Below are 11451 nucleotides of genomic sequence, written 5' to 3' on the forward strand. Positions count from 1 at the left end.
GCCCCGCAGGCGAGAAGCCTGCGGGGCAGAGGTGTCTGCGGCGTCCGTACGGGCCCGGTCAGTGGCGCTCCGGGGCTGCCGGCGGGGCCGGCAGGGCGAGCTCGAACCAGACGACCTTGCCGCTGCTCAGCCGGGTGGCACCCCAGCGGCGGGCCATCCGGTTGACCAGGAACAGCCCGCGGCCGCCCTCGTCGTCGTCCCGGGCCCGGCGCTGGCGCGGCAGCTGCGGGGAGTCGTCGCCGACCTCGCAGCGCAGTACGTCCGTCCGCAGGAGGCGCAGGGTCACCGGCCGCTCGGCGTACCGCACGGCATTCGTGACCACCTCGCTGACCAGCAGCTCCAGCGAGTCCTCCAGCTCCTCCAGCCCCCAGCGCGCCAGCGCGCGGCGGGCGAACCGGCGGGCCCGGCCCGGAGCGGTCTCCTCCGGGTCCAGGAACCAGTACGCGACGTCACTGGGCGCGATCCCGTCGAACCGGGCCGCGAGCAGCGCGATGTCGTCGTCCCGGTCACCGGGGCCGAGCATGTCCAGGATGTCGTCGCACAGGGCCTCCAGCGGCGGCGGGTGGTCCAGGCCCGTCAGCTGCGCGGTGGTGGCGAGCCGCTCGCGGAGCTGCTCGATGCCGGTCCAGACGTCGCGCAGCCGGGACTCGACCAGGCCGTCGGTGTACAGCACCAGGGTGGCCCCGGCCGGGGCGTCCAGCTCCACGGCCTCGAAGTCCACGCCGCCGACGCCGATCGGGGCGCCCGGGGGTACGCGCAGCACCTCGGCGCGGCCGCCCAGGTGGAGCAGGACCGGCGGCGGATGGCCGGCGTTGGCGATGGTGATCCGGTGCGAGACCGGGTCGTACACGGCGTAGAGGCAGGTGGCCATCCGGTCGGAGCCCAGGCGCTGCGCCTGCTCGTCCAGGTGGTGCAGGACCTCGGCGGGCGGCAGGTCGAGCTGCGCCAGCGTCTGGGCCGTCGTACGGAGCTGCCCCATGATCGCGGCGGAGGTCATGGAGTGGCCCATGACGTCGCCGACGACGAGTGCCACCCGGCTGCCGGGCAGGGGTATGGCGTCGTACCAGTCGCCGCCGACCCGCGCCGTCTCGGCGGCGGGCAGGTAGCGGCTGGCGAGCCGGACCCCGGTGGGCTGGGGGAGGCTGTCGGGCAGCATCGTGCGCTGGAGCTCGTCGGCGATGTACGCCTCGCGGCCGTAGAGCACGGCCTTGTCGATGCCCAGCGCCGTGTGGGTGGCCAGCTGCGCGGCGACCAGCAGGTCGTTCGTCTCGAAGGCGGGCCGCTCGGGGGTGCGCAGGAACACCGCCGCCCCGATGACGCGGCGGCGGCCCCGCAGGGGGGCGAGGATGGCCCGCTGGCCGCGCGGGACCGGATGGTCGGCGCCCAGCAGCTCCGGCAGGGCGGCGCGGGCCGCGGCGGAGGACCCGAAGACGGGGCGGACCCCGCGCAGCACCTCGGCCAGGGCCCCGCCGGGGCGGATCTCGCACAGCTCGGCCGCGGGCAGGTCACCCTGCGGGCCGACCAGGGCGAGCTGGCTGAAGTCGAGCTCGCCGTCGGGGGTCATCGCGCCGGCGAGGCCGGCTCCCGATCCCGATCCCGCTGCGGCTCCTGCTCCTGCTCCGGTGAACTCGTCGATCGGCCGGAGCCGGTCGGTTCGGCGGAGCCTTAAAACGACCGGTCCGACGGGCCGCTCGTCGCCGACCGGCAGCGGATCGCGCAGGTAGACGAGGATGGCGTCGGAGAAGGTGGGCACGGTGGCCCGGCACAGGCCGAGCACGATCTCGTCGAGGTCGATGCCGCGGGCGATCCGCCGGGTGGCGGCTCCGACGAACCGCAGCCGGTCGCCTTCCCGCCGCGCGATGGTCGCGTCGACGCCGATGCCGCTGGGCAGTCCGGACGTGCCGGCCTGCCCGGAAGCGGCCTGCCCGAACGTGGCGGGCCGCTCCGCCGCCTCGCGGGCGGCTTCGCCGTCGCGGGTGCGCGCGCTGCCGGCCTCGGTGGCCGCGGCCTCGTCACGGCCGGCCCGGACCCGGGCGGCGCCCTGGCCGGGCCCGGCGGTGGAGTCGCCGGGCTCCCCGGCCCCGTCGGAGGCGGACGGTGCCTCCGCGGTGGCGCGGGGGCGGGGCAGGTCCGCCGCCTGGGGCTGCGCATGCGTGCGCACGGCCTCGGCCGCCGGGAGCGGGGCCTTTCCGTGGCCCAGTTCCTCCGTGCCGTGGCCGGGCTCGTCCGTCCGACCGCCGGAGGCAACCGGCTGGGGGCCCTCCTGAGAGGTGGGGTACTCCGTCACGCGTGGCATTCCGTCCGTTTGCGCTGGATGTGCGCTGCACTCAACTCGGTCAGTCGCGGTATACCCGCTCAGCGGCGGGGACACCATCCCCCCGCGTTTCCGCGTCCCGCTCGTTACCTCTCGTTATCGCGTCGGCCTAGGTCAAATGCTGTGCTCCTGGCGACATTTGACCGCCGACGCCGCGGCGGAGGACGATCCTACGATTGCCCCCCGGGGGCGCATCAAGGGTCTCATGAGGTCATATGCGCCGGAGTGCGGTCCCAGTCCTCCGGCAGGGCCGGTACGCCCCAGGCCGGGTCCGGTCGCCAATCCTGCCAGCCTTCGGAGAACGGCGGGCCCCAGGCCCGGATCAGGTCCACCGCCGCACGGCCGGCCGCGCGCACGCGCCGGGCCTGTTCCGGGGCCATCAGGCCGATCCGCTGGGCCTGTGCGAACTCGTCCTCGTCCCGCCACTTCCAGGTGCGGTCCGGGTAGACGGAGATGTCCAGGAAGTGGTCCTCGGAGTCGATGCCGCCGGACCAGCGGGTCCGCGGCTCCTCCAGGTTCACGTACCAGCTCTTGAATTCCCAGCCGTGGTCCCAGAACAGCCACACCGACCAGGGGTCCCCGGGCCGTGCCAGCTTCAGCACCCCGGCCCCGAACCAGCGCGACCGTACGGTGGTCCGCGGCGCGGTGTACCGGGTGGCGAGCGGCTCCTCGTGGACCTGTGTCCCGTCGGCGAGCACGGGCTTGACGCACTCGGTCCCGGGGGCCATCCACACCGCGAGCAGCTCGTCGGTGTCGCTCACCACGGTCACGGGCCGGCAGATGTGGACGGCGCCCTTCGCGTCGGGCGCGTGATCGCGGTAGCGCCAGAGGATCTGCTCCCCGGGCGCCCAGCGGGCGCTCCCGGCGCCGCCCCGCTCCGCACTGAGTGCCGAGCCCCGTGCCGAGCCCGGCTCCGAGCTCCGCGCGCTGCCGCCCCCGCGGCCTCCGGTACCTGTCATGGGCAGATCTTAGGGCGGGGGTCCGGGGGATCGCTGCGCTGCAGGTCACCGAGGTGTCCGAGGGCGGGAAACGACCGGATCCGGACCCCGGGCCGGGGCGGCCGCGCCGGGGTCAGGGGCGGGTCATCCGCAGCACGTCCAGGGCTTCGTCGAGCTGCTCCAGGGTGAGGTCGCCGCGGTCCACGTAGCCCGACTCCAGGACGACCTCGCGGATCGTCTTGCGCTCTGCGAGGGACTTCTTGGCGACCTTGGCGGCCTCCTCGTAGCCGATGTACCGGTTCAGCGGGGTCACCACGGAGGGGGAGGACTCGGCGTACTCCCTGGCCCGGGCGGTGTTGGCGGTGATTCCGTCCACGGTGCGGTCGGCCAGCAGGCGGGTCACGGAGCCGAGCAGCCGGATGGACTCCAGGATGTTGCGGGCCATCACGGGGAGCATCACGTTGAGCTCGAAGTTGCCCGCGGCGCCCGCCACGGCGACCGCGGCGTCGTTCCCCATCACCTGGGCGGCGACCATCAGCGCGGCCTCCGGGACGACCGGATTGACCTTTCCGGGCATGATCGAGGACCCCGGCTGGAGATCCGGGAGATTGATTTCGGCCAATCCGGTGCGCGGGCCCGAGGCCATCCAGCGCAGGTCGTTGCAGATCTTGGTGAGGGAGACGGCGACCGTACGGAGCATTCCGGAGGTTTCGACGAGTGCGTCCCGGGCCCCCTGTGCCTCGAAGTGGTCGCGGGCCTCGGTGAGCGGCAGTCCCGTCGCCGCGGCCACCTCGGCGATGACGGCCGCGGAGAACCCGGGCGGGGTGTTGATCCCGGTGCCCACGGCGGTCCCGCCCAGCGGCAGTTCGGCCAGCCGGGGCAGCGCCGCGCGCAGCCGCTCGACCCCGTAGCGGAGCTGGACGGCGTACCCGCCGAACTCCTGGCCCAGGGTGACCGGGGTGGCGTCCATCAGGTGCGTCCGGCCGGCCTTGACCACCTGCGAGAACTCGGCGGACTTGCGCTCCATCGCGCCGGCCAGGTGCTCCAGCGCGGGGATGAGCTCGCCGGTGACGGCGGCGGTGGCGGCGATGTGGATGGAGGACGGGAAGACGTCGTTGGAGCTCTGCGAGGCGTTGACGTGGTCGTTGGGGTGGACGGCGCGGCCGAGGCGCTCGGCGGCCAGGGTGGCGATCACCTCGTTGGCGTTCATGTTGGACGAGGTGCCGGAACCCGTCTGAAACACGTCGACCGGGAACTGCTCGTCCCAGCGGCCCGCGGCGACCTCGTCGGCCGCCGAGACGATGGCGGCGGCGATGTCGGCGTCGATCACGCCGAGCCGGGCGTTGACGGTGGCGGCCGCGGCCTTGATCCGGGCCAGCGCCTCGATGTGGGCGCGCTCCAGGCGCTGTCCGGAGATGGGGAAGTTCTCCACGGCGCGCTGGGTCTGAGCTCGCCATTTGGCGTGCGCGGGGACGAGGACGTCCCCCATGGAGTCGTGCTCGGTGCGGTACTCCGCGGAGTCCTCGGTCGGCTGCTGTTCTTCGGTCATCTGTGGTGCCTCCTCAAAAAGTTGAGCAATTGTCTTGTTCGGACTGTTCCCAACTCGCCTACTGGCCAGTAAATACCGGGGGTAACACCGAGATCGGGGAGGCGCTCATGGCACGTGTCCGTACACAGTCCAGGTTCAGATCCACGTTCAGATCCACGTTCAGATCTACCTTCGCCGCCGTCGCGGTGGTCGCGGCCGCCCTCGGGGGCATCACCGCCATCACCCCCATGGCCCACGCGGCGACAGCCGCCGGCTCTTCCGCCGGGGCCGCGGCCACGGCCCTCACGCCCGAACTGGAGGCCATCCGGGCCGCCGAGGCCGTCAAGATCTACGGCGACTCCGCGATCCGCCCGCTCGCGGACCGCAAGACCGGTCTGATCTCGCTGGGCGACAGCGAGATCTCGGGCGAGGGCGTCGGGAACTACGACCCGGCGACCAACACCCCGTCCAACCAGTGCCACCGGTCGCCGGACTCGGCGATCCACCGCACCGGCATCGCGGCCGACTACACCTTCAACGCGGCCTGCTCCGGCGGCTACACGGGCAACATCAAGATCGGCGGCAGCAAGCAGTACGCCGACGAGCTGGTGCAGAGCGACAGCCTGGCCATCAAGGCCCGCAACACCAGGATCAAGATGGTGCTGCTGGTCGCCGGGGCCAACGACGACCTGCAGTTCGGCCCGGTCATGACCGACTGCGTCACCCGCTGGGTGCTCAGCCAGGGCACCTGCGAACCGAAGTACGGTCCGGGCTGGCAGGCGCGCGTCGACGGGCTGAAGCCCAAGGTGCAGTCGACCATCGGCGACCTGAAGTCTGTCATGCGCGACGCCGGCTACGCCGACTCCGACTACAAGCTGGTCGTCATGGGCTACCCCAGCCCCATCGGCCCCGACTTCAACGACAACCCCGACTTCCCCGGCAAGCTCCCGGGCGGCTGCGCCGGCTACGACTCCGACGCCGCCTGGGGCCGCAACTACGCGGTGCCCACCTTCGAGAAGGGCATGCGCGCGGCCGCCCTCGCCGCGGGCGCGACCTACCTCGACAACTCGCGGCTCTTCCAGGGCCACGAGGTCTGCATGGAGGACACCTGGGCCCGCGGCCTCTACCTCGACCTCGGGGACCACTTCCCGTGGGACGAGAACACCGCCCGCCAGTCCTTCCACCCCAACTACCGCGGCCACGGCGCCTTCGCGTCCTGTCTGACCCAGCTCTACGCCTCCGGCCTGCGCGAGGCCTCCTGCGCCGACCCGGCGAGCACCGGCACCCCCGTCCTGCAGGCCGGGGCCTGGGACGACCTGTACAAGCCGCTGAAGAACGAGGCGACGGGCAACTGCGTCGACTCCAACGGCGGCTCCAGCGCCAACAACACCAAGGTCCTCGGCTGGGACTGCCACGGCGGCCGCAACCAGGGCTGGTGGTACGACTCCGCGAAGAAGTCCCTCCACGTCGAACTCACCCACGACCGCTGCCTGGACGCGCCCGGCGCCAACTACGGCAACGGCACCGCGCTGATCATCTGGAACTGCCACGGCGGCGCCAACCAGCAGTTCGTCCGCGACGGAGCCACCTACCGGCCCGCCGCCTCCCCGGGCATGTGCCTGACGGTGGCCGCGGCCCACGAGCCGCTGCGCCTCCAGACCTGCAACGGCTCGGCCAACCAGCGCTTCGCATAACCGCCCCCGGACCCGTACCCCCGTGGGTCCGACACTCCGTACGACCCCCCACACCCGGCCGGCGCACCCCGGCCGGGTGCTCACACGTCCCGTACTCACATGTCGAGCAGCAGCTTGCGCACGTCCCGGGGCCGGTTGGTGATGATCGTGTCCACGCCCAGCCGGACGCAGAGCTCCACGTCCTCGGGCTCGTCCACGGTCCACACCCGCACCCGGAGCCCCTTCGCCCTCAGCCGGCCCACCAGACCCGGATCCTGCCGTACGAGGTCGATGCCCGGGCCCGCGTGCGTGGCGTACGGCGGCCGGACCGGCCGGAGCCTGCGCTCGATCAGGTACACGGCGGGCAGCCCCGGCGCGAGGCGGTGCATCCGGGTCAGCGCGGTCCGGGAGAAGCTCATCACCTCGACGCGGCCGGCGGAGCCGTCGGCGAGCCCGTACTCCCCGAGCAGCCGCACGAGCTCGGCCTCCAGACGGCCGCCCGCGCGGGTGGGGTGCTTGGTCTCCACGGCCAGCCCGACCGGGTAAGGCGCGGCCAGCGCCTCCTTGACCAGATCCTCGAAGAGCAGCACCCGGGCCCCGGCATGGCCGGACCCCTTCCACCCCCCGAAGTCGAGGGCGCGCAGCTCCTCGTACGTCATCTCGGAGACGACCCCGCGCCCGTCGGAGGTCCGCTCGACCCGCCGGTCGTGCACACAGACCAGCCGTGGTCGGCGGTGAGCCGCACATCGCATTCGAGCGCGTCGGCCCCGTCGGCGATGGCCTGCCGGTACGCGGCCATGGTGTGCTCGGGATGCTCGTGGGAGGCCCCGCGATGCGCGATGACCCGCGTACCGCGGGCCGGGGACGAGGTGGACGGCCGCTTCATGGGTCAGACGTTAACCGGATGCGGCGGCCGTCCCCGGAACGGCATGCTGCACCGGTGGACGAACAGTTCGTGACATTGCACTGCGAGCCCTGCGACTCCTGCCGGAGCGAAGCCTGGCAGCACGTCGTCGACGGCCGGCTGCGCTGGGAGGACCAGTTCTACTGCACCGCGATCGGGCTCCAGTCGTGCGACGGCGGATGGGAGCCGGCCCCGCCGTGGATCCGCGAGGTGATCGTGGCCCGCGAGGGCACCGTGCACCTCGCCGTCGGCGGCCCGGATGGCGCTCCGCTCAAGGCCGTCCGCGAGGTCCTCGGCCTGACACTGCCCGAGCTTCGGCGGGCCCGGGCGGACGGCATCGACGTCACCCCGGCGGAGGCGGCGGTGCTCGGGCCGGGCGCTGCCGGAGCGGAAGGCTCCGTGCCGGGACGGTGACCGGCCCGGGCCGGGTTCCGGTCCCGCTACAGGCCGTTCAGCTTCGAGCGGGAGCCGGTCGGGAGGAACTGGGACCCCAGGCCGGTGTCGTTGCGGACGAAGAGGCCCGAGGCGCCGCGCAGGGCGGTCTTCTCGGAGGACAGGCGGCCCATCAGGTTCTTGACCTGGGCGTCCCAGGTCTCCGCCACCTTCTTCAGCCCCGCGGCGGTCTCCCAGCCGTCGAAGCCGGTGACCGCGGTGTTCGTCGCCTCGTCCGCATGCTCCGCGGCGGTCTTGGTGTCCGGTTCGAGCTCGGTCTCTATCGTGTTCGCCGCCGCCGTCTTCTCGGCCGGGGTGGAGCCGAAGTCTCCCGGTCCGCCCGGGCCCGGGCCGCCTTCGAGGCCGTTCAGCCGGGTGGCCACCTGCTGATCGCCGCCGCCCCGCGCTCGTTCCCACTCGTGATCGAAGTCCACCGACACGCTCCGTCCTCCCTCTTGTCCAGCATCCTCGTCCTGCCCGGGCACCCCGGTCAGGGTGTCCGCAGTTCGCCCTCCGCGGGCAGCAGGTCCGCGATCAGGTCCCAGACCCGCTTGGGCGTCACCCGGACCAGCCGCACGGTGGCGTCCGGGTCCACCTGCCCGGCGGCCACCGGCTCGGCCGGCAGTTCCCGGTGCCAGTAGCCCAGCGGGCCGCAGTCCCACACCGCGACACCGCGTCCCTCGACCCCGTCCCGGCCCTCGTCGCGGCCCCGCCACGCCGCGGTCATCCGCCAGCTCGCCCGCAGTCCGGTGATCAGGCCGGCGAGCAGGGCCGCCTGCTCCTCGCCGAGGGCCCCGTCCTGGGCCAGCGCCTTGCGGACGTACTCCCCTTCGGAGTCGGCGCCGCCGGTGCCCACGAGCTCCTCCAGGGCGGCGATCCCCGCCTCGACGGTACCGAGCCGGGTCTCGACCACCGCGTCCCGGCCGGTCCCGGATCCGGCCGCGGAGTCCGTCTGGTGCAGGTTGACCATGTCCGCCAGCGCCCACACCAGCGTCCTCGGCTCGACGGAGGCGTACTCCGACTCGTCCGCGCCGGGCCAGGCCTGGTGGGAGACCGCGTGGTCCTGTCCGATGAGCAGTCCGTGGTGCAACTGTCCCTGACGGCCGAGGGTCTCCAGCGAGATGACCACGGACGGGGTGATCAACGTGTCGAGCAGCGGCATCAGCACGTGGGCCAGCAGCCCGTTCCCGTCGATCAGCCCGCACGAGCGCAGCTCCTCCCGGCGGCCGAGGAACTCGTCCGGTACGGGTTCCCCGGTCGCCATGGCGACGAGGACGACGAGGTGCTCGTCGCTCAGGCGGAAACGGGCGCGGGAAAGGTCGTAGGAAGGCATGCGCTCACTGGCTCCGTGGGTCGTTTAGCCGGCCGGCCGGGGTGGTGGTCAGGCCGGGGTGGTGTTCAGGTCTGGGCGGCGTCCGCCGCGATGAGGAAGGTCTTCCTGACGGCGGCGCGCACGGCGCCCCGGCGGGTGAGTACGGAACGGTCGACTCCGGCGAACAGGACGGCGAGTGCGACGTCGGCCTCCAGGGCCCGGCCCGTCACGCTGACCTCGATCCGCTTCCACTTGCCGATGCCGGACTCCTTCACCCTGAAGGTGACACCGCGGTCCTCGTTGTCGGCCTCGCGCATGAGGACGTACTGACGGCGGTCGACCGCCCAGAGCCGGTACTGGTCCCCGAGGTACCGCATGCGCAGGGCGCGCCCCCGGTGCGTGGCCGCCCACCGGTTCCGCTCCAGCGCCACCGTCGCGCCCCCGACCCGCAGGGTCGCCTCGTTCAGGGACGGCCGTTCGGTGCCGAGGGGCCGGATGCCGCGGGACCGGAAGACGACGCGGGGGATCCTGGGGCCGGTGACCTCCGTGGCGCCGGCGCCGCCGTCCGCGCCGTGCAGCGAGGCCACGGTGATCTCCCCCCACTCGGGGGACTCTCCCCGCCAGCCTTCGCGCGCGAGTTCGTTGGTGCCGTGGCTGCGCCACGTGCCCAGGGTGAACGGCGTGGTCTGGACGTGCATGTCCCTGCCCTCCTAGTCGAACGGGTTCAGCGCGCTGCCGAGCTTCTTGGCACCACTGGCGATGCTGTCCCCGGCCGCCTCCAGGCCCTTGCCTATGGCCTCGTGGTTGTCCCAGATCAGCGCGGCGCCGTAGGCGATTCCGGTTCCCACGGCGATGCCGGCGGTCAGCGGGGTGGGGGCGACGGTCAGCATGGTCATGGAGGCGCTGAACGCCGTACCGGTGACGTCGGTGGCGAACTTCGCGGGGTCCTTCTTGATCATGTCGGTGTCGTACGTGGCCAGGTTCGCCACCCCGTAGGCGGTGGCCGCGACACCTCCCACCACGCCCAGGCCGCGCAGCGCACCGGCCGCCTTCATCGCGTTGGCCGCTCCGCCCTGCTTGGCGACCGTGAGGAGGTTGGCCTCGGCGGCCGTCGGGAGGAAGAAGCGGCCGTTCTGCATCTTGCCGCCCCACATGGCCGCCTCGTCCGAGCCGGTGAGCACGCCCGCGACGTTCGGGGGCAGCCGGCTCAGCAGACTGCCCGGTGCCGCGCCGGCCAGCCGCGCGTTGGCCTCGCGCGGGAGCAGGGTGCCCGGTGCGGTGAAGGCCTTCGGGAAGTTGCCCGCCTTCACGTCCTTGAAGTAGCTGTTCAGCTTCCAGGAGTTCATGCCGACGGCGGTGAGCGCCGTGGCGAACGCGCCCGCGGTCACCGTGCCCTTGCTGACGTTGGAGACCAGCTCCGCCAGTTTCGGGTTGCCGGTGAGGCGGGTCAGGCCCTCCTTCTGGAGGCGCTCCGTGTAGTCGTCGAGGGTCTCGTCGTCGCGCTTCTTCAGCCAGGCGAGGTCGAGCCGCTCCTGCTTCTGCGCCTCGTCGCCCTTCGCGACCGTGTCGGCCTGCCCGTTGAACCCGGTGCCGGCCGTCCCGTCGCCCGTGCCGCCCTTGCCGTCCTTGACGACGGCTTCCAGGTCCTTGCGCAGGTCCTGGTCGGCCTCGTCGACGGCTTTGACGCATTCCTTGAGGTAGTCGCGCCAGGACTGCTCGGCGGTCCTGACGCTCGCCATGTAGTCGGGGTCGTGCCGCACGGCGTTCTTCTCGGCCGGGTCGAGCTTCTCGTAGTCGAAGGCGACGACTCCCGTACCGGAGACGCTCATTCCGGCCTTCACCGCGCCTTCGCGCGCGCTCTCCAGGGTCTTCTTCAGCTCGGTGAGCTGCTGGTGCCCGTTGCGCAGCAGTGTGGCGGTCGCCTTCGCCTGGGTCTGGGCGGCCTGGAACTCGTACCGGGTCGCGGAGAAGTTGGTGAAGGACGCGGCCGAGCTCACGCCCGTCCAGTTGCCGCTCATGTGGATCTTCTGGACGCTGTCCCGGTAGCGGCCCTCGACCTTGCGGAACTCGTCCGCCATCGACTGCCACTTGTCGGCCGCGGTCAGCAGCCGCCCGTAGTCGGTCGTCATCACGTCCTGGTAAGTGAGCATGCCGCTTCCCCCCGCCGAGCGTCGAACAAGGCACGGAGCCCAGCCTAAACGTTCGAGTCCGTGCGGCCGGAGGGTGTTCCGGTGGGGGCGGCGGCCGCCGCCCCCACCGGAACTCGTTTCAGGCCCGGGCCGCGGGCCGGGATGTGGGGGTAGGTGGGTTACGGGGGGGGGGTGTGGTAGAAGTCGTTGGCCAGGTGGGC

9 protein-coding genes and 1 pseudogene are annotated in these 11451 nt (G+C 72.6%); 2 read left to right on the forward strand and 8 right to left on the reverse strand.

Annotation, left to right across the window (positions count from 1 at the left end):
- Positions 1-58: 58 nt before the first annotated feature.
- The 3 genes from ACFWNV_RS37080 to ACFWNV_RS37090 form a co-directional block, all read right to left on the reverse strand.
- On the reverse strand, positions 59-2287 hold the full coding sequence (locus ACFWNV_RS37080; RefSeq protein ID WP_383955890.1) for a SpoIIE family protein phosphatase: 2229 nt from the start codon (positions 2285-2287) through the stop codon (positions 59-61).
- Between the two features lie 230 nt (positions 2288-2517).
- Positions 2518-3273 (reverse strand): DUF402 domain-containing protein, encoded by a 756-nt coding sequence (locus ACFWNV_RS37085; protein WP_383955893.1) that lies wholly within the window; start codon positions 3271-3273, stop codon positions 2518-2520.
- Positions 3274-3385: 112 nt separating this feature from the next.
- Positions 3386-4801 (reverse strand): class II fumarate hydratase, encoded by a 1416-nt coding sequence (locus ACFWNV_RS37090; RefSeq protein ID WP_383955895.1) that lies wholly within the window; start codon positions 4799-4801, stop codon positions 3386-3388.
- Positions 4802-4908: 107 nt separating this feature from the next.
- Here ACFWNV_RS37090 and ACFWNV_RS37095 point away from each other — a divergent pair, with 107 nt between their 5' ends.
- Positions 4909-6474 carry a ricin-type beta-trefoil lectin domain protein gene (locus ACFWNV_RS37095; RefSeq protein ID WP_383955898.1) on the forward strand — a complete coding sequence of 522 codons (1566 nt, stop codon included), beginning with the start codon at positions 4909-4911 and terminating at the stop codon, positions 6472-6474.
- 95 nt (positions 6475-6569) lie between these two features.
- Here the strand turns inward: ACFWNV_RS37095 and ACFWNV_RS37100 are convergent.
- Positions 6570-7339: pseudogene (locus tag ACFWNV_RS37100) on the reverse strand (glycerophosphodiester phosphodiesterase).
- A gap of 54 nt (positions 7340-7393) precedes the next feature.
- Here ACFWNV_RS37100 and ACFWNV_RS37105 point away from each other — a divergent pair.
- Entirely contained in the window at positions 7394-7771 is a 378-nt protein-coding gene (locus ACFWNV_RS37105; RefSeq protein WP_383955901.1) for a hypothetical protein, read from the forward strand.
- A 26-nt stretch (positions 7772-7797) separates the two neighbouring features.
- Here ACFWNV_RS37105 and ACFWNV_RS37110 read toward each other — a convergent pair whose 3' ends face one another.
- From ACFWNV_RS37110 to ACFWNV_RS37125, 4 genes are all read right to left on the reverse strand, one after another.
- The gene (locus ACFWNV_RS37110) at positions 7798-8223 is read right to left on the reverse strand and encodes a hypothetical protein (RefSeq protein ID WP_383955904.1); all 426 of its coding nucleotides are present in this window, start codon (positions 8221-8223) and stop codon (positions 7798-7800) included.
- 56 nt (positions 8224-8279) lie between these two features.
- Positions 8280-9122 (reverse strand): histidine kinase, encoded by an 843-nt coding sequence (locus ACFWNV_RS37115; protein ID WP_383955907.1) that lies wholly within the window; start codon positions 9120-9122, stop codon positions 8280-8282.
- A 65-nt stretch (positions 9123-9187) separates the two neighbouring features.
- Positions 9188-9799 carry a hypothetical protein gene (locus tag ACFWNV_RS37120; RefSeq protein ID WP_383955910.1) on the reverse strand — a complete coding sequence of 204 codons (612 nt, stop codon included), beginning with the start codon at positions 9797-9799 and terminating at the stop codon, positions 9188-9190.
- Between the two features lie 12 nt (positions 9800-9811).
- Complete coding sequence (locus ACFWNV_RS37125; protein WP_383955913.1) at positions 9812-11251, reverse strand: hypothetical protein; 1440 nt, start codon at positions 11249-11251, stop codon at positions 9812-9814.
- Positions 11252-11451 lie beyond the last annotated feature (200 nt).

Source organism: Streptomyces sp. NPDC058401, assembly GCF_042722885.1.
In the GTDB taxonomy this organism is placed as follows: domain Bacteria; phylum Actinomycetota; class Actinomycetes; order Streptomycetales; family Streptomycetaceae; genus Streptomyces.